At 73.7% G+C, this 18270-nt stretch carries 19 protein-coding genes; 15 read left to right on the forward strand and 4 right to left on the reverse strand.

Translation table 11 applies throughout. From position 1 onward, the window contains the following. Both VM242_10120 and VM242_10125 read right to left on the reverse strand, forming a co-directional pair. Positions 1–1226: nickel-dependent hydrogenase large subunit (locus VM242_10120; GenBank protein HVM05520.1), on the reverse strand; the 1226-nt coding region annotated here is incomplete at its 3' end. Between the two features lie 119 nt (positions 1227–1345). Continuing rightward, on the reverse strand, positions 1346–2560 hold the full coding sequence (locus VM242_10125) for a hypothetical protein (GenBank protein HVM05521.1): 1215 nt from the start codon (positions 2558–2560) through the stop codon (positions 1346–1348). A gap of 301 nt (positions 2561–2861) precedes the next feature. On the opposite strand from VM242_10125, the gene VM242_10130 reads away from it, so the two are divergent. The 10 genes from VM242_10130 to hypF all read left to right on the forward strand — a co-directional run bounded on the left by VM242_10130 (position 2862) and on the right by hypF (position 11666). Further along, complete coding sequence (locus tag VM242_10130) at positions 2862–3275, forward strand: hypothetical protein (GenBank protein ID HVM05522.1); 414 nt, start codon at positions 2862–2864, stop codon at positions 3273–3275. Positions 3276–3281: 6 nt separating this feature from the next. After that, the gene (locus tag VM242_10135) at positions 3282–3692 is read left to right on the forward strand and encodes a helix-turn-helix transcriptional regulator (protein HVM05523.1); all 411 of its coding nucleotides are present in this window, start codon (positions 3282–3284) and stop codon (positions 3690–3692) included. Beyond that, positions 3689–4501: an AAA family ATPase gene (locus VM242_10140; GenBank protein ID HVM05524.1), complete on the forward strand. Its 813-nt coding sequence runs from the start codon at positions 3689–3691 to the stop codon at positions 4499–4501. Before VM242_10135 ends, VM242_10140 begins: the two co-directional genes overlap by 4 nt. Positions 4502–4703: 202 nt before the next feature. Next, positions 4704–4979: a hypothetical protein gene (locus VM242_10145; protein HVM05525.1), complete on the forward strand. Its 276-nt coding sequence runs from the start codon at positions 4704–4706 to the stop codon at positions 4977–4979. A 146-nt stretch (positions 4980–5125) separates the two neighbouring features. After that, positions 5126–5404, forward strand: a complete 279-nt coding sequence (locus VM242_10150) for a HypC/HybG/HupF family hydrogenase formation chaperone (GenBank protein ID HVM05526.1) — start codon at positions 5126–5128, stop codon at positions 5402–5404. Positions 5405–5594: 190 nt separating this feature from the next. Next, a complete protein-coding gene (locus VM242_10155; protein ID HVM05527.1) occupies positions 5595–6347 on the forward strand; it encodes a HypC/HybG/HupF family hydrogenase formation chaperone in 753 nt (250 codons plus the stop codon). Further along, the gene (locus tag VM242_10160; GenBank protein HVM05528.1) at positions 6344–7006 is read left to right on the forward strand and encodes an SIS domain-containing protein; all 663 of its coding nucleotides are present in this window, start codon (positions 6344–6346) and stop codon (positions 7004–7006) included. The genes VM242_10155 and VM242_10160 overlap by 4 nt, the downstream gene beginning before the upstream one ends. Continuing rightward, positions 7003–8130: a hydrogenase formation protein HypD gene (gene hypD / locus VM242_10165; GenBank protein ID HVM05529.1), complete on the forward strand. Its 1128-nt coding sequence runs from the start codon at positions 7003–7005 to the stop codon at positions 8128–8130. Before VM242_10160 ends, hypD begins: the two co-directional genes overlap by 4 nt. A 64-nt stretch (positions 8131–8194) precedes the next feature. Next, positions 8195–9367, forward strand: coding sequence for a hydrogenase expression/formation protein HypE (gene hypE / locus VM242_10170; GenBank protein ID HVM05530.1), 1173 nt, complete (start codon positions 8195–8197; stop codon positions 9365–9367). A 10-nt stretch (positions 9368–9377) separates the two neighbouring features. Continuing rightward, complete coding sequence (hypF, locus tag VM242_10175) at positions 9378–11666, forward strand: carbamoyltransferase HypF (GenBank protein ID HVM05531.1); 2289 nt, start codon at positions 9378–9380, stop codon at positions 11664–11666. A 13-nt stretch (positions 11667–11679) separates the two neighbouring features. Here hypF and VM242_10180 read toward each other — a convergent pair whose 3' ends face one another. Then, on the reverse strand, positions 11680–12261 hold the full coding sequence (locus VM242_10180) for a DnaJ domain-containing protein (GenBank protein HVM05532.1): 582 nt from the start codon (positions 12259–12261) through the stop codon (positions 11680–11682). Between the two features lie 239 nt (positions 12262–12500). Between VM242_10180 and VM242_10185 the strand changes: the two genes are divergently transcribed. Beyond that, the gene (locus tag VM242_10185; protein ID HVM05533.1) at positions 12501–14063 is read left to right on the forward strand and encodes a radical SAM protein; all 1563 of its coding nucleotides are present in this window, start codon (positions 12501–12503) and stop codon (positions 14061–14063) included. Positions 14064–14082: 19 nt separating this feature from the next. Here the strand turns inward: VM242_10185 and VM242_10190 are convergent, their stop codons facing one another. Further along, positions 14083–14949: a matrixin family metalloprotease gene (locus tag VM242_10190; protein HVM05534.1), complete on the reverse strand. Its 867-nt coding sequence runs from the start codon at positions 14947–14949 to the stop codon at positions 14083–14085. Between the two features lie 126 nt (positions 14950–15075). On the opposite strand from VM242_10190, the gene VM242_10195 reads away from it, so the two are divergent. The 4 genes from VM242_10195 to VM242_10210 all read left to right on the forward strand — a co-directional run. Next, positions 15076–15450 carry a LysE family transporter gene (locus VM242_10195; protein HVM05535.1) on the forward strand — a complete coding sequence of 125 codons (375 nt, stop codon included), beginning with the start codon at positions 15076–15078 and terminating at the stop codon, positions 15448–15450. Between the two features lie 30 nt (positions 15451–15480). After that, positions 15481–15603, forward strand: a complete 123-nt coding sequence (locus tag VM242_10200; protein HVM05536.1) for a hypothetical protein — start codon at positions 15481–15483, stop codon at positions 15601–15603. Positions 15604–15771: 168 nt separating this feature from the next. Further along, positions 15772–17403 (forward strand): ATP-dependent DNA helicase RecQ, encoded by a 1632-nt coding sequence (locus VM242_10205; protein HVM05537.1) that lies wholly within the window; start codon positions 15772–15774, stop codon positions 17401–17403. A gap of 46 nt (positions 17404–17449) precedes the next feature. Beyond that, a partial coding sequence (locus VM242_10210; protein HVM05538.1) for a hypothetical protein occupies positions 17450–18270 on the forward strand: 821 nt, incomplete at its 3' end.

Below are 18270 nucleotides of genomic sequence, written 5' to 3' on the forward strand. Positions count from 1 at the left end.
GCGGTGTCCCAGGTGTACTTGCCGCGGAAGTCGGTGGCCGTGGGCTTGGGGATGGTCGTCTTGTTCCACGGGTGGTACGGGGAGATGGGGTTGCCCAGGGGGTCGGTGCGGAAGCGGGGCCCGCCCGAGCGGGTCCAGTCCTCGTAGAACGAGTGGTCGATGAACTCCTCGTAACCCATGTTGATCTGGGTGATGTTCGTCGTGACCTGCTTGCCCTCGATGATGATGCAGGGCTTGGACCAGCGGGCGTTGCCCCACGTGTCGATGTTCCGGAACGTGGCGTCGTACTGCTCGGAGTCGTCCCAGATGCCGGTCTGGGCGAGGTTCATCTCCCGCTGGCCGACCTGCTCGTAGGCCGGGTTGGCCTCCAGGAAGAAGTCGCACAGGTCGTCCCAGATGCGGCACACCACCTTGGCGAAGTCGAAGATCTTGCCCAGCTGCGTGTAGTACTCGTTGAACGACGACGTGGAGATGGTCGTGGTGACGCCACCGGGGGCGAGGGTCGACGGGTGCGGGAACTTCCCGTACATGAGCATGCACATGATCCGCCCCACCCGCGTCCACTCCAGGGCCTCCAGGTAGATCTGGCCCGTGAGCGGGTTCATGGCGTCCATGATGTCCTTGATGGTGCGGTACCCGTGGACGTCGCCGTGGGGGGCGAGCGTGCCCTCGGCCCGGGTCACCAGCTCCGGGTTCGTCACCGACACCAGCGCCGTCGAGTAGTCGGGCCCGGCCAGCAGGCCCAGGTGGAGGGGCCGGTCGTAGAACATCTCACCGACCTCGCCCAGGTTGCGGACCTCGGTGCCGAGGGGCGGCGGGGCGATGCCGAACGCCATGTCCATGCACTGCGACGACACGGTGGCGTGCACCCCGCCGCACACGCCGCAGGCCCGGGACGTGATGTCGATGGAGTCGCGCGGGTCACGGCCCTGGAGGATGAGCTCGTAGCCGCGGAACAGCATGGCCCGGGCGTGGGCCTCGACGGCGACCCGGTTCTCCAGGTCGAGCACGCAGTGCACGGCGAGGGCGCCGGCCACCCGGGTCATGGGGTCGATGTTCCAGTCTCGCAGGCGGGGCGGGGCGGCCAGCTGGGCCCCGGGGCCCTCCTGGCGGCGCACGTACCCCTTGGGCTTGGCCGGTGCGACGGCGTACGGGTCGCCCATGCCCTCCTTGAGGGTGGCCTTCCCGCTGGCGTCGAACTCAATGGGCAGATTCTTGAAACACATGAAGGCGCTGCTCCCCGTGATGTGCGCCCCCCCGGTCGGGGGGCTCGTCTTCTCTCTTCTGGTCGGTTGCTGCGAGCGGGGAGGGCGGCCGAAGCCCTCCCCGCCGAACTGCTCGGCGGCTAGCGGCCGCCCTCGTGCGAGTGCTGCACCTTCGAGTAGGCCGTGTGGAACGCCTTGAGGGCGCCCTTGGGCGTGCTCTTGGAACGGGCCCAGCCGCTCGAGTGGGCGCCGTCGGCGGACCAGCGCGGGGTCAGGTTCTTGTCGACCCGCGTCATGTTCCGCATCCGGCGGATGAAGCCGCCGGTGATCTTGCTGGTGGTGCTGGACAGCATCGAGCCGGGCGACTTCTCGAAGATGGGCGAGAACTTGTCGGGGAAGCCGGGCATGGTGCAGCCGATGCAGATGCCGCCGACCTGCATGCAGCCCCCGTGACCGTCGACGATGCCGCGCTCGGCGATGTTGCACTGGACGACGGGGCCCCAGCAGCCCAGCTCGACGAGGCACTCCTTGTCGCCGTACTCCTCGGCGAACACGCCCTCCTCGTAGTAGCCGGCCCGCGGGCAGTGGCGGTGCACCGTCTCGCCGAACAGCCAGGCCGGACGGCCGAGCTCGTCGAACTCGGGCAGGGGGGCGAGGCCGTTCAGGAACAGCAGGGCGGCGGCGGCCGTCTCCAGGTAGTTGTCGCCGATCGGCGAGCAGCCCGGGATGTTGATGACCGGCACGCCGAACGCCGAGCGGTAGTCGCGCCCGAGGTAGTCCATGACGCCCATGGCGTTGGTGGGGTTGCCCTTGGCGGCGGGGATGCCGCCCCAGCTGGCGCAGGTGCCGATGGCGATGATGGCGGCGGCGCCGGGGGCGAGGCGGTCCAGCCACTCCAGGCTGGTGATCTGCCGGCCGGTGGCGGGGTCCTCGCCGAGGCCCATCCAGTAGCCGTCGCCGGCGATCGACTCGTCCATGACCGAGCCCTCCCACGTGATGACGTAGGGGGCGTCGAGCTCGCCGCGCTCGGCCATGAAGAGGTTGTGCGTCCACTCGGGGCCGACCTCGGTCGACACGACGGTGTGGATCAGCTCCACCCGGGGCAGGCCCGGGATGATGCCGGCGAGGAGGTGCTCCACACGGGGGTGCGTGCCGCCCGAGACGGCCACCGTGCAGCCGTCGCAGGACGCTCCCACCATCCAGATGAGGTACACCTTCTTGAGCGGGCCGAGGGCCAGCACGTCCGGCGGCTCCTCGAGGGCCCGGCTGCGCACACCGATGGGGGCCATCGGGTCGAGCGGGTCGTACCCGTCGATCAGGCCGATGTCCTTGCGGCCCCGCTTGAAGCTCTCCATCTCGGAGCCGGACGGCTGAGGCCCGGACTGCGTGACCGATACCGAGCCGGAACGCCCGGCGTTCTCGCTACGAGTCGACCGCGCCTTGCGGCTGCGTCCGTCTGTCGCCATGGATCGGAACCCCCCTCGTTGGGTCGTGGTATGTGTACCCTACACCTATCTGGCTGCGGCGTCAGCGGGCTGTTCCGGAAGAATTTTTCGCCGCTGGGGGTTCATCCCGCGGCTGCAATGATGGTTCAGTAAAGAACAGACCGACGAGTCGGGGGCGAAGCGCGACGGCGCTCTCCCATGGAGGTTGACCGTGGACGAGATGCTGCACCCGCCGAAGTCCCAGGCGCTCAAGGAGATGTTCTGGCGCAGCGAGATCCTCCAGGTCATCTACTGGCTCCGCGGTGAGCAGTTCGGCCTCGGGCCGCGCCGGGACCACGTGGACCCGGTCATGCTCGAGCGCTTCCTCGGGGTGGACCCGGCGGTCAGCGTGCAGTACCTCGACCTCCTCGTCGACCGCGGCGACCTCGAGCGCGAGGGGGGCCTGTACCGCCTCTCCGAGGACGGCGTGAAGGAGGGGGCGCTGGAGTTCGCGGCCAGCTGGAGCGACCTGACCCGCCCCACCCACGGTGAGTGCAGCGCCGATTGTTGGTGCCACAACTCGCCGGAGGAAGCGGCCGCCTGCCAGCAGGAGCGCCTCGGCGCCCATGCCGACCACGATCACTGAGGGACGATGGGAACCGAGGCCAAGATGAAGAAGTCGCTGGAGGAGCCCCAGGGCGGCCTGCCCCGCAACTACCTGCGGGCCAGCCTCCTGCTCCTCATCGGCGAGGCACCGGCCCACGGCTACGACCTCCTCGACCAGATCGCCCAGCTCGGGCTGCGCAGCGTCGACCCGGGCGGGCTCTACCGCACGCTGCGGGTGATGGAGGACGACGGGCTGGTGGCGTCGTCGTGGGAGCACTCCAGCGCCGGCCCCGCCCGGCGCACCTACCGCCTCACCGACGACGGTGTCATGTGGCTGCACGCGTGGGCCGGAGCGCTGCGCGAGAGCCACCGCTATCTCTCCGCCTACCTCGGGCGCTACGACACCATCAGCGACTCGGTGCGCGCCGATCCCGAGGACGTGACAGTCCTCCCGTGACCGCCGTCGAGACCGACATCTCCTCCGCCGCCCGGGCCGAGAGCGGCCTGCGCATCGCCGTCGCCGGCAAGGGAGGCGCCGGCAAGACCACCGTCTCGGCGACGCTGTCGCGGCTCCTGGCCCGCCGGGGCCACCCCGTGCTCGTCATCGACGGCGACAGCAACCCCAACGTGGGCGTCGCCCTCGGGCTCAGCCACGAGGCGCACGCCGCCATCCCGCCCCTCCCGCTCGGACTGGTCTCCCGCCGCCTGGACGGGCCGGCACTCAAGGACCCCGTCGAGTCCATCGTGGAGCGCTACGGCACCACCGCCCCCGACGGCGTGTCGGTGCTGCACATGGCCATGCCGGCCCACGCCGACGAGGGGTGCCTGTGCTCGTCGCACGCCACGGTGAGCGCCATCCTGGCCGACACCGGCCGGACACGCGAGTCGGTCACCCTGCTGGACCTCGAGGCGTCCCCCGAGAACTTCAGCCGGGGCACGACCCGCCACGTCGACGCCCTCCTGTTCGTCGTCGAGCCCTACTACCGCTCGCTGGAGACGGCCCGGCGCATGGGCGTCCTGGCCGCCGAGCTGCCCATCCCCCGAGTCTGGGTCGTCGCCAACAAGCTGCGCTCCCCCGGCGACGTCGAGGCCATCGACGAGTTCTTCGCCAACCACGACCTCCACGTCGCCGCCCGGGTGCCGTGGGGCGACACGGTGCTGGACGCCGACAAGGAGGGCGTGCCGCTCCTCGACTACGAGCCCGACGGGGCCGTCGTCGCCGCCATCGACGCCCTGGCCGACCGCCTCCTCGAGCCCATCGAGTAGCCACCGGGGCGACCGGGCGAGCCCGCCGCCCCCGCCCGGCGCGCACCACGCACGTCGCGCGCGTCCCACCCCGGCCGCTGGCGGCGCGCCGGCGAAACCGGCCGGCGAACCCGACGAACCGGACACCAAAGAGAGTTAGCTAGGTGTATCGTTCATTTATTCGTCTCCATCCCACTACCGCACCCCGAGGGACGGTCGGGCCGTGAGCGGCTGGGCCGTCGCGTCGATCGCCGGAGGCCTGCTCGGCCTGCTCATCATCGTGCTGCTGGCCGTCATCGCCAAGGCGGTGAAGCGGACGACGGAGAACGCCGCCGCGCTGGTGGTCGCCCTCGACGAGGTGCGCAGCAAGACCATCGTGCTCGAACAGCTCGAGGAACAGAGCCGGCACGCGTCCGACATCGTGGCCGAGGCGGCCGCCGTGCTGCGCGAGTCCCGGCCCCGCCAGCCCGAGGACGGCGATGGCCAGGAGCGTTCGTAGTCCCTGCCCCGGCCGGTCCGGGGCGCGCCACGTAACACCGGGGCGGCGGTAGTCTCGATGCTGCCGACGCACCCCGGAGAGGGCGACCCGCCCACCGGCGACGGAGCCGTCGCCCTTCTTTCCCGTCTACTTTCAGGAGGCGCGCCATGTGTCTAGGGATCCCCGGCCAGGTGGTCGAGATCACGAACGCCGAGGAGCACAAGGCGATCGCCGAGGTGGACGGCGTTCGTCGTGAGATCAACGTCGGTCTGGTGATGGGCGACGTCGGCGGCCTCAAGGTCGGCGACTGGGTCCTGATCCACGTCGGGTTCGCCATGACGAAGATCGACGAGGAGGAGGCGGCCCGCAACCTGGCCTGGCTCAAGGAGCTCGGGAGCGTCTACGACGACGAGATAGACCAGTTCCGGGAGAGCACGCCTCTATGAGTTCCGCCGTCGCAACCGGAGGTTGCTCGGCGAGTCGATCGGGCGAAGAGCGGTCGGCGGAGCCGACCGCTCTTCGCTCTGTCGTTCGTTCCGCCGCCGGCTGCGCCGGCGGCGGGGCGGCGTCCAGCCAGAGGGCCCGCCTGCGGCGGGGTCCGGTGGCCGAACGCCCCGGCAGGACGGAGGTCCCCGTATGACCACAACCTCTCCCATCAGCCCCCTGGCTCGCTCTGCTGATCCCGCCATCGGCGACCTGGCGTCCGATCTGGCCCGGGCCTCACTGGCCTTGGCGCGGCGGTTCTATGCCGGGGGCACCCTGTGGTGCGCGTCGCCGACGTGGCCGTTCCACTCACACCACGTGGCGGTGGAGTTCGTGCACCCGGTGATCATGGGCAAGCGGGCCCTGCCGGCCGTCACCGTCCCCCCCGACGAGGACCTGCTGGCGACGCTGCGGACGACGGCCCGGACGGGCGACATCATCCTGGCCGTGGCCCCGGCCGACGACGCCGCGGTGGCGGCCGTCATGCGGCGGGGCGACGCCTGGGGCGTCGAGACGGTGTGGATCGGCACCGGTCCCCGGCCGCCGGCGGGCGCCGCCAAGCACGTCCTGTGGCTGGGCACCGACGACCCGCTGGAGGCGTCGGAGCAGTTCGTTCGCGTCTACCACCTGCTGTGGGAGCTGGCCCACGTGTGCTTCGAGCACCGCGGCCTGCTCAAGCCCGACGTCTGCCTCGACGACGTGTGCATCACCTGCTCCGACGAGGGCCGCCCTGCCGAGGTCCTGGCCGTGCTCGGCGACGAGGCGCTGGTCCGCACGGCCGAGGGACGCGAGTCGGTCGACACGTCGATCATCGACCCCCCCTCCCCGGGCGACCTGCTGCTCGTCCACGCCGGCACCGCCATCCGCAACCTGGACGACGTGGCGGCACCGGGGGAGCAACGATGAGCCCCGAGGCCACCGACTTCCTGTACCCGTTCATCGAGAACGAGGAGACCGACGCCGTCTCCCTCCTCACCGACCTGGCCGCGTCGGCCGAGGGCAAGTGGCGCCAGAGCACCGACCTGCGCAACGCCACCCTGGCCGCCCTGGACGGCGCCATCCGCGCCGCCGGGACGGCCATGGCCGAGCGGGTCCTGGCCGGCGGGCAGGTCTTCACCATGGGCAACGGCGGCAGCGCCACCGACGCCGAGGCGTTCGCCCGCCTCTGCACCCGCCCGCCGGCGGGCATCCCCGTTGCGGCCCGCTCGCTGGTCGTCGACCAGGCCGTGCTCACGGCGCTCTCCAACGACGTCTCCTTCGAGGTCGTCTTCTCCCGCCAGCTCATCGCGTTCGCCCGGGAGAACGACGTCGTGGTCGGTTTCTCCACCAGCGGGAACTCCGACAACCTGATGATGGCCTATGCCGAGGCGCGCAAGCGCCGGCTGCTCACCGTCGGCCTGGCCGGCTACGACGGTGGCCGCATGGGCGCCAGCGAGGACGTGGCGCACTGCCTCACCGTGCGCTCCGACAGCGTCCACCGGATCCAGGAATCGCAGTCGGCCGTCGCCCACGCCCTGTGGGACGCCATGCAGACCGAGCTCCGACAGAAGGGGGCAGCAGCGTGAAGTTCGTCGACGAGTACCGGGACCCGGCCGCGGCACGGGTGGCGCTGGACGAGATCAACCATCTCGCCGGCACCGAGCGCCACCTCAAGTTCATGGAGGTGTGCGGTGGCCACACCCACACGATCTACAAGCACGGGATCGAGAACATCCTCCCCGACAACGTGGAACTGGTGCACGGGCCGGGCTGCCCGGTGTGCGTCATCCCCATGGGCCGGGTGGACGACGCCATCGCCATCGCCAAGACGCCGGGGATCACCTTCACGTCCTTCGGCGACATGATGCGGGTGCCGGGCAGCGACGGGAACCTCCTGGACGCCAAGGCCCGGGGCGCCGACGTGCGCATGGTGTACTCCCCCCTCGACGCCCTCCGCATCGCGCGCGACAACCCCGACCGAGAGGTCGTGTTCTTCGCCATCGGGTTCGAGACGACGGCGCCGTCGACCGCCATCACCCTGCTGAAGGCGCGGGCGGCCGGCATCACCAACTTCAGCGTGTTCTGCAACCACGTGCTGATCGTGCCGCCGGTGCGCGCCATCCTCGACTCGCCCGACCTGCGCCTCGACGGCTTCATCGGCCCCGGCCACGTGAGCACGGTGATCGGCAACCGGCCGTACCGGTTCGTGCCGGCCGACTACAACCTGCCGCTGGTCACCGCCGGCTTCGAACCGCTGGACCTCCTCCAGTCCATCGTGATGCTGCTCCGCCAGCTGAGGGACGGCCGCTGCGAGGTGGAGAACCAGTACACCCGGGCCGTGCGCGACGAGGGCAACCTCAAGGCGCTCCAGATCATGAGCGAGGTGTTCAAGGTCCGCCCACACTTCGAGTGGCGGGGGCTGGGCTTCATCTCCCAGAGCGCCCTCAAGCTGAGCGACGCATTCGCGCCGTGGGACGCCGAGCTGCGCTTCTCCGTTCCCGGCGTGCGGGTCGCCGACCCCAAGGCGTGCCAGTGCGGCGAGGTGCTCAAGGGCGTCATCAAGCCGTGGGACTGCAAGGTCTTCGGTACCGCCTGCACCCCGGAGACGCCCATCGGCACCTGCATGGTGTCGTCCGAGGGCGCCTGCGCCGCCTACTACAACTACGGCCGGTTCACCAAGGCGGCGCGGATCCCGGTCCGCTCGGCATGACCGGCCCGGGAGGACGGCCCATCGAGCACTCGCTGGCCCGCCGTCCCGTAGGGAGGGCGGGTCAGTGAGCGACGTCGGCGGCGGCGACGGCAACCAGCCGTCCGACGGTGACGAGGAGAAGCCGCAGGACGACGCCTTCTCGGCCCAGCCCTCGGTCTCGGGGCCCACGCACGAGGAGATCGTCCTCGACCGCATCGAGGCGTTCCGCCGGCGCCGCCCCCGGCTCCTGGACACCGCCGTCAACACCGCCCACGGGGCGGGCGGCAAGGCGTCGGCCGCCCTCATGGACGCCGTGTTCCTGGAGGCGTTCCGCAACGAGACGCTCGAGTCGCTGGGCGACTCGGCCGTCCTCCCCCTCCCCTCGGGCGAGCGCCTGGCCTTCTCCACCGACTCGTACGTGGTGAAACCCCGGCGCTTCCCGGGCGGTTCCGTCGGCCACCTGGCCGTCCACGGCACGGTGAACGACCTGGCCATGGCCGGCGCCGTCCCGCAGTGGATCTCGGCCGCCTTCGTGCTCGAGGAGGGCCTGGAGATCGCCGAGCTGAAGGACATCGTGGCCGACATGGCCGAGGCGGCGGCGGCGGCCGGCGTCCAGATCGTCACCGGCGACACCAAGGTCGTGAACCGGGGCGCGGCCGACGGCGCCTACATCACCACCGCCGGCGTCGGGCTCATCCCGGCCGACGTCCACCTGAGCGCGTCGAAGGTCCGCCCCGGCGACAAGGTCGTCGTGTCGGGGTACGTGGGCGACCACGGGGTGGCGGTCATGCTGGCCCGGGGCGAGCTCGGGATCTTCGCCGACGTCGAGTCGGACACGGCGCCCCTCGGCGAGCTGGTGCAACGGCTGCTGGCCGCCGCGCCGAACACCCGGTGGCTGCGCGACCCGACCCGGGGAGGCGTCGCCACCGTGTGCAACGAGCTGGCCCGGGCCGCCGAGGTGCACGTGTCGCTCGACGAGGCGGCCGTGCCGGTGCGCAACGCGGTGAACGGGGCGTGCGAGATCCTCGGCATCGACGCCCTCTACGTCGCCAACGAGGGGAAGCTGGTGGCCGTCGTCCCCGCCGACGAGTGCGACGCGGCGATGGCGGCCCTCAGGGCGCACCCGCTGGGCGAGCACGCCGCCGTGATCGGCGAGATCCAGGACGACCCGCCCGGCGTGGTGATCATCAACACGATCTTCGGCGGCACGCGCATCGTCGACATGCTGGTCGGCGACCCGCTCCCCCGGATCTGCTGAAACCGCCCCGGTGAGGGAGCGCCGCCGCCTGCGGGTGCGGGGCACCGTCCAGGGCGTGGGGTACCGGCCCTTCGTGTACCGGACGGCCGTGGACCTCGGCCTGGGTGGGCGGGTCTGGAACGACAGCGAGGGCGTCGTGGTGGACGCCACCGGGCCGGCCGACCGGCTCGACGACCTGGCCCGGCGGCTGGTGGACGACGCCCCGCCGCTGGCGTCGGTGGCGGCCGTGGAGGTCACCGCCCTCCCGCCCGACGGGGACGGCGGCGGCCGGTTCTCCATCGTCGAGAGCCGGGCCGACGCGGCACCGGCGGCGGCGGTCAGCGTGGACGCGGCCACCTGCGCCGACTGCCTGGCCGAGCTCCGCGACCCGGCCGACCGGCGCCACCGCTACCCCTTCGTCAACTGCACCAACTGCGGGCCCCGCTACACGATCATCCGCTCGATCCCCTACGACCGGGCGGCCACGACCATGGCCGCCTTCGTGATGTGCGCCGCCTGCCGGGCCGAGTACGAGGACCCCGGCGACCGGCGTTTCCACGCCGAGCCCAACGCGTGCCCGGCGTGCGGCCCCCACCTGCGCCTCCTCGACCCCGGGGGCGCCTTGGTGGCCGAGCGCGACGACGCCCTGGAGCGGGCGGCCGGGGACCTGGTGGCGGGGCGGATCGTGGGCGTCAAGGGGCTGGGCGGCTACCACCTGGCCGTCGACGCCGCCGACGTCGAGGCGGTGGCCGAGCTGCGGCGGCGCAAGGCCCGGGACGACAAGCCGTTCGCGGTGATGGTCCCCGACCTCGCCGCCGCCGCCGACCTGTGCGACCTGTCGCACGACGCCGTCGCCGCCCTCACGTCCCCCCGCCGGCCCATCGTCCTCGCCCGCCGGCGCCCGGGCGCACCGGTCGCGCCGGGCGTCGCCCCGGGGCTGCCCGAGCTCGGCGTGATGCTCCCGTACACGCCCCTGCACGACCTGCTGATGGCGCGGGTCGCCCGGTCGCTGGTGATGACCAGCGGGAACCTGAGCGACGAGCCCATCGCCCACGAGGACGGCGACGCCGTGGCCCGGCTGGGGCCGATGACCGACGCCCTGCTCACCTCCGACCGGCCCATCCACATCCGCTGCGACGACTCGGTGGTGCGCGACGTCCCGTCGGTGGGCGTCCAGATGGTGCGGCGCTCCCGGGGCTTCGCCCCCGAGCCCATCGCCCTCCCCGTCCCCGCCGCCCGGCAGCTCCTGGCCGTGGGGGCGGAGCTGAAGAGCACCGTCGCGGTGGCCAAGGGGTCGTCGGTCGTGGCCAGCCACCACATCGGCGACCTCGAGCACCTTCCCGCCTACCGGTCCTTCCTCCAGGCCGTGGACCACCTGTGCCACCTGGCGGGGGTGACCCCCGAGGTCGTCGTCCACGACCTCCACCCCGAGTACCTGTCCACCAAGTTCGCCCTCGAGCTCGACCTGCCCCTGGTCGGCGTGCAGCACCACCACGCCCACATCGCCTCCTGCCTGGTCGACAACGGCCGCGACGAGGAGGTCCTGGGCGTGGCGTTCGACGGCACCGGGCTCGGCTGCGACGGCTCCCTGTGGGGCGGCGAGTTCCTGGTGGCGGGGCTGCGCTCGTGGCGGCGGGTCGGCCACCTCCGCCCCGTGCCCCTGCCCGGGGGGCCGATGGCGATCCGCGAGCCGTGGCGCATGGGCCTCGTCTGGGCGGAGGCGGCCCTGGGCGGGGAGGGCGCCGAGCGGTACGGCGCCTCGGCGGACGACCGCTGGCCGGCGGTGCTCGCCCTGGCCGGCCGCCCGGAGACGGTGCGGACCACCAGTGCGGGGCGCCTCTTCGACGCCGTGGCCGCGCTCCTGGGGATCCGGGGCAAGGTGTCCTACGAGGCGCAGGCCGCCATCGAGCTGGAGGCGGTGGCCGCCGCCGTGGCGGTCGAGGACGCGCCCGACTACCCGCTGGCGCCGGCCGGCGCCCCCACCTCGGGAGAGGGGCCGGTGGTGCTCGACCCGGCGCCGCTCGTCGCCCGGGTGGTGGCCGAGCGGGGCCGGGGGACGCCGGTCGCCGAGGTGGCCGCCGGCTTCCACGCCGCCCTGGGCCGGGCGGTGGCGGAGACGGCCGCCGCCCTCGCCGGGGATGCCGGCCTGTCGACCGTCGCCCTCTCCGGGGGCGTCTTCCAGAACGCCCGGCTCACCGGCGTCGTCGCCGCCCACCTGGCCGGGTCGGGGCTGGAGGTGCTGGTGCACCGGCGCATCCCGCCCAACGACGGCGGCATCAGCCTGGGGCAGGCGGCCGTCGCCGCCGCCACCGCCGGCTGACGGGCGCCGGTGGTCACCCTCGCCGGGAGATGAGCAGCCGGTCGCAGACCGAGCAGAAGAAGTCGAGGTCGTCGAGGCGCTCGGACCAGCCGGCCGGGAGCCACTCGATGCTCTCGCAGCGCCGGCACTGGACCTTGTTGGTATGGAGCGCCTCGCCCATGCCGTAGAGGGTGGTGGGGTGCTGCATGCGGGGCTTGGGCCGCGCCACGGCCCGGCCGTTGTGGGACGCCTGCTCCCGGGCCATCCGCTGGGCGTGCGCCTTGGCCGACTGCTGGGCCCGCTCCCGCTGGGCCACCTCCCAGGGGACGCCGAAGTTGGGCGGCGGCGGGGGGCTCGCCTTCTTCTTCGTGTCGCGGGTGGACCGCCGCTGGAAGTCCTGCGCCCGCTTGATGTCGAGCGGGGAGGCCTTGCGGGCGAAGTCGTACGCCTTGTTGAGCTCCTTCATGCGCCGCTCCGCCTCCGCCCGCACCGCCTCGGGTGCCTCGGCGTAGCGGTCGGGATGGAAGATCTGGGCCATGACGCGGTAGGCCGCCACGAGCTCGGGCTTGGTGGCGGTCGGCTCGACGCCGAGCGCCTGGTACGGGTTGACGTCCACCGCTGCGCCCCGGACGACCTACCGCCGCGGTCGGCGCACGGAGCCGCGATGCACGGGCCCGAGCCTACCGGCCCCCGTCAGGAGGTCGTCAGCACGAGCAGCCGTCCGCCGCCGACGGTCGCCGGGTGACCCGCTCCTGGCACGGCCGACCGCCCTGCGGCACCAACGGCGGCACCGCGCCATCGTCGCACGCCCGGCGGGCGTCCCCCCGCTGCCGGCCGTGGCAGACTCGGCGCAGGATGGCACGCCGACGACGGACCGACCGCACCGGCGACCGGCCGCTGCTCCACCTGGTGTTCCCCAGGTGGCAGGGCACCGGGCTCCAGCTGACCTTCGGCCACCGGATGCCGCCCATGGCGCTGCTGGTCCTCGCCGCCCTGGCCCGCCGCAGCGGCTGGGACGCCCGCGTCGTCGACGAGAACTTCGACCCCCTGCCGGCCGAGACGCCCGACCTGGTGGCCCTGACCGTGTGGACCCCCGTGGCGTCCCGGGCCTACGCCGTGGCCGACGGCTACCGGGCGCGCGGCGTACCGGTCGTCCTGGGCGGCGTCCACCCGTCGCTGCTGCCGACCGAGGCCCTGCGCCACGCCGACGCCGTGGTGTCGGGCGAGGCCGAGGGCGTGTTCGCCACCGTGCTCGCCGACGCGCTCGCCGGCACCCTGTCGCCGCTGTACCAGGGCGAGTGGCAGGGCATGCACGCGGTGCCGACGGCCGACGAGTGGCGGGTCGACCTGAAGCGGTTCCCGCTCACCCGCTACGCCCCGCTCAACACCCTCCAGACGACGCGCGGCTGCCGGTTCAACTGCGACTTCTGCTCGGTCATCCGCATCAACGGGCGCGGCTCGCGCCACCGTGACCCCGAGCAGGTCGTGGAGGAGCTGCGGGTCATAAAGAAGGCGGGGCAGCACATCGGCCGCTTCGCCTACGTCTTCTTCCTCGACGACGACCTGGCCGCCGACCTCGACTACACCCGCGAGCTGTGCGAGACGCTGGTGCGCTCGAAGGTCCACGTGACGTGGGGCGCCCAGGCGTCCATCGGCCTGGCCCGCGACCAGGAGCTGCTCGACCTGGCCCACCGCAGCGGCTGCCGGGTCCTGTTCACCGGCTTCGAGAGCGTCTCGCGCGACGCCCTCATCGAGTGCAACAAGAAGAACCGCCCCGGCCAGTACGGCGAGCTGGTGGACCGGCTGCACCGGCGGGGCATCGGCGTGGAGGGCGGGTTCATCTTCGGCTTCGACACCGACCAGCCCGACGTGTTCCGGCACACCGTCGAGTTCGTGGACCGCATCGGCGTCGACCTCGCCCACTTCTCGATCCTCACGCCGTACCCGGGGACGCACACGTACTCCCGGATGCTGGCCGACGACCGCATCACGTCGTTCGACTGGCGCCGGTACAACCTCTACAACGCCGTGTTCGAGCCGGCCCGGATGTCGGCCGCCGAGCTGGAGGACGGCCTGCACGCCGCCTACCGGTGGTACTACCGGGGCAACCGCCGGGCCCGCCGGTTCCTGCGGGAGACGGGCCGGCGCGATCCCCGCTTCAACCTGGCCCTGGGGGCGGCGGGCGCCAACTACGCCCACCACTACCGGCGCCTCCGGCTCTACCCGGGCGACGCCTACGAGGCGGCCCCCGAGGACATCGCCCGCCTGGCCAAGGCCAGCGCGGCACCGGCCCAGGAGGCGCTGGACGTGGCCTTCGCCGACGCCACCTCGGGCGGCGGCCCGGCGGTCGGCGGGACCCTGGGCGGGACGCCCGTCACGCTCGGCCCGCCCCGCCGGGCGACGACCGCCGGCGCCTGAACCTCCCCGGGCCGCGCCTTCAGGCCCGCCCCGGCGAGGCGCCTCCCGGGCCCGTCGTCGGGCTGCCGGGCGGCGGCGTGCGCAGGCACCCGGCGTCCCGGCCCAGGTGCCGCAGGCCGGCCCGGTCCCCGGCCGCGAACCGGGCGGGACGGGTCGTCTGCTCGGTGGTCTCGGGGTACATGAGCTGGGCCCGGTCGCGCGTGTGGCCGAGGCCGGCCACGTGGGCCAGCTCGTGGAGCACGACGCGGCCCCAGGTCACGCCGGAAGGGCCGATCGGCCCCGTCCCGCCCGGCGAGCCGAAGCCCGGTGCCAGCGGCGTCCGGGCGCTGGCCGAGGTGACCGCCGCCGGGTTGAGGCTCAGGCGGCCCGACACGTACACGTCGCCCGACCGGACGGGGAGCCCGACGCCCACCAGCTGGACCTCGTCCGTGCCGCCCGCCTCCGTCCGCCACTCGACCAGCACCGGGGCCCACCGCCGGCCGTAGCGCTCGGGCTGGTAGGCGGCCCGCTCACCGGCGGACCGCTCGTCGGTCAGCCCGCCGTCCACGTACGTGATCCCCGTCGCCTCGCCCAGCCTCCGGAACGCCTCCCGCACGTCCTCCGGCCCGCCGGGCGGGGCGCCCGCCGGGTTGACCACGAAGCGCACGGGCGCGCACGGGTTCCACCGCACCGGCGTGCACCCGTCCGACGCGACGGCGGAGAACGAGTAGGCGGGCGGCAGGGTCGGGATGTCGCCGCCCTCGACGCCCGACACCTGGGGGTCGACGTGGCCCGCCGCCGGGCAGCCGCCGCCGGTGGGCGACGGGGGCCGCCCGTCGGCGACGAGGGCCACGGCTCCGACGGCCACCGCGGCCGTCACCGCCGCCGCGATGGTGCCGGCGTTCATGGGAGTGACGGTAGGGGCCGGGCGCCCGCCGCTTGCAATCGGGCCGGGCCGCGTCCGGCCCTGGGGGTCGCGGGCCGGCCCGGAAATGGGCAGGGCACGAACGGCCGGATCGGTATGGTCGGGCCCGTGCCCGAGCTGTCGACCCTGGCGGTGTTCGCGGCCGCCGCCCTCGCCCTGCTGGTCGTGCCCGGCCCCTCGGTCCTCTACATCGTCGCCTCCAGCGCCGAGCACGGGCGACGGGCCGGGCTGGCGTCGGTGGCGGGGGTCCACGCCGGCTCGATGGTGCACGTGGTGGCCGCGGCGGCCGGGCTGTCGGCCATCCTGGTGCGCTCCGCCGTGGCCTTCCAGGTGCTGAAGTACGCAGGCGCCACCGACGGCGCCTACGCCCTGGTGGCCGCCTCGGTGGCCACACGGTTGCGACCCGCCCTGCGCACGAAGCTGCGGTGGACGGGCGCCGTCTACCTGGCCCTCGGGGCGTCGGCCGCCCGCGCCACGCGATAGCCCGCCCGCCCCGGCGGGTAGGGGGCAACCATGTCCACCAACAACCCGGTGCCCGGCGAGCAGGTCGCGAGCGACGAGCCCCTCGGCGTCGTGCCCGACGGCGACGACGAGGCGCCCCCCGAGGAGGGCCCCGAGGAGCGCGACGACAGCTGACGGCGGTTCGGGGGCCCCCACCAGCGGTCTGTCGGCCGCCCCGTCGCCGTCCGGCCGAGGCCGGTTCCGACACCAGCGCGACACCGCTGACGGCGACGGCTCGGCCGCCCGGCGACCGGCAGTCGCGCCCGTTTCGCCCCGTCCGGGGCGGGGTACCTCGCCGGCACCGTGGCCACCGTCCCCGAGATCCGCCGGCTGGCCGCGCGCCTGTTCGGCTACGCCGAGCTCCGCCCCGGCCAGGCCGAGGCCGTCCAGGCGGTGAGCGACGGGCGCGACACCCTCGCCGTGCTGCCCACCGGCGCCGGCAAGTCGGCGATCTACCAGCTGGCCGCCGTCCTGCGCCCGGGGCCGACGGTGGTCGTCTCCCCCCTCCTCGCCCTCCAGCGCGACCAGGTGGAGGCCCTGGGCGGGCGGGACGTGGGCGGGGCGGTGGAGTGGAACTCCACCGTGCGCCGGGCCGACAAGCGGGCCGCCCTGGAGCAGCTGGCCGGCGGCGACCTCGAGTTCCTGCTGGTGGCCCCCGAGTCGCTGGTGCGGGAGGACGTCCTCGAACAGCTGGAGGCGGCAGGGCCCAGCCTGTTCGTGGTCGACGAGGCCCACTGCGTGAGCGCCTGGGGCCACGACTTCCGGCCCGACTACCTGCGCCTGCGGGAGATCGTCGTGCGGGTGGGGCGCCCGAGCGTGCTCGCCCTCACGGCCACCGCCGCACCGCCGGTGCGCGCCACCATCATCGAGCGGCTCGGCCTGCGCGACCCGGCGGTCGTGGTGCGGGGCTTCGACCGGCCCAACATCCACCTGGCGGTGCGGCCCGTCCGCGAGGAGCCCGAGAAGGTCCCGGCCGTCCGGGAGGTCATCGCCGCCGCCGGCACGCCGGGGATCGTGTACGTCGCCACCCGCCGGAGGGCAGAGGAGGTGGCTGCCACCCTGGGCGACGAGGGCGTGCTCGCCGTCCCCTACCACGCCGGCCTGCCCGCCCGGTCCCGGGAGAGCGTGCAGGACATCTTCATGGCGGGCGACGTGGAGGTGGTGGTGGCCACCAACGCCTTCGGCATGGGCGTCGACAAGGCGGACGCCCGCTTCGTCGTCCACCACGACATCCCCGACTCGCTCGACTCGTACTACCAGGAGATCGGACGGGCCGGGCGCGACGGCCGGCCGGCGCGGGCCGTGCTCCTCTACCGCCACGAGAACCTGGGCGTCCGCAGGTTCTTCGCCGCCGGCCGCCGGCCGAGGCGCCGGGACTACGCCGACGTCCTCCAGCAGGTGGCCGGGGACGACGCCGTCCACCCCGTCGCCGAGCTGGGCGCCGCGCTCGGGCTGGCGGACGGGCGGCTGCGGTCGGCGCTGGCCCGACTGGAGGACGCCGGCGCCGTCCGGCTCACGGCCGACGACGGCGTGCGGGCCGTCGGCCGGGCGACCGACGCCGGTCGCTACCTGGAGGAGGCGGCCCGGGCCAGCGAGGCGGAGGCGGAGCTGGAGCGCAGCCGACTGGAGATGATGCGGTCGTTCGCCGAGACCCGCAGGTGCCGGCGGTCGGTGCTGCTCGCCTACTTCGGCGAGCCCTTCGAGGGGCCGTGCGACGCCTGCGACAACTGCGACGCCGGTCGGGCGGAGGCGGTGGCGTCCGCCCGCGCCTCGACCCGCTTCGGCGCCGCCCAGCGGGTCCGCCACGTCGAGTGGGGCGAGGGCGAGGTCGTCCGGGCCGACGACGACACCGTGGTGGTGGTGTTCGAGGACAAGGGCTACCGGACGCTGTCGCTCCATCTCGTGGAGGAGCGCGGCCTCCTCGAGATCGTGTGACGCGGTCGGTCGGGCGCCCGGGCCGTCCCCGCTAACTTCACCGGGCATGGAGCCGCGCACCCTCGACCTCGAACCCGTCCCGTCCCTCGATCGGTACGTGGAGGCGGGCGGGGGACGCGGGTTGGAAGCGGCCACCCGGCTGGGCCCGACGGCCGTCGTCGACGACGTCGAGGCGTCCGGACTGCGGGGCCGGGGCGGCGCCGGGTTCCCGACGGGGACGAAGTGGCGGAGCGTCCGGGACAACCTGCCCCCGGGCACGCCGGCCACGGTCGTCGTCAACGCCGCCGAGGGCGAGCCGGGGTCGTTCAAGGACCGCCTGATCCTGCGCCGCAACCCGTACCGCGTCCTGGAGGGGGCCCTGATCGCCGCCGTCGCCGCCGGGTCGCCCCGGGTCACCGTCGCCATGAAGGGCACCTTCACCACCGAGCTGGCGCGCGTACGGGCGGCGATCGCCGAGGCCGACGAGCGGGGCTGGACCAAGGGCGTCGAGGTGTCGGTCGTGGAGGGCCCGAGCGAGTACCTCTACGGCGAGGAGACGGCGCTGCTGGAGGTGCTGGCCGGGCGCCACCCCTTCCCCCGCATCTCGCCGCCGTTCCGGCGCGGCCTGGACGAGGGCGGCGAGGGCGGCGGGACCCGCTCGGCGGCGGGCGTGGACCTGGCCGGCCCGGGGACCACGGAGGCGGCGCCCACGCTGGTCAACAACGTCGAGACGATGGCCAACGTGGCCGCCATCCTGGCCGAGGGCCCCGACTGGTTCCGCTCGGTCGGCACCGAGCAGTCGCCCGGCACGATCGTGTGCACGGTGAGCGGGCGAACCCGGCGCGCCGGGGTGGTGGAGCTCCCCATGGGCACGCCGCTGGGCGAGGT

The organism is Acidimicrobiales bacterium, assembly GCA_035540975.1.
Lineage (GTDB): Bacteria > Actinomycetota > Acidimicrobiia > Acidimicrobiales.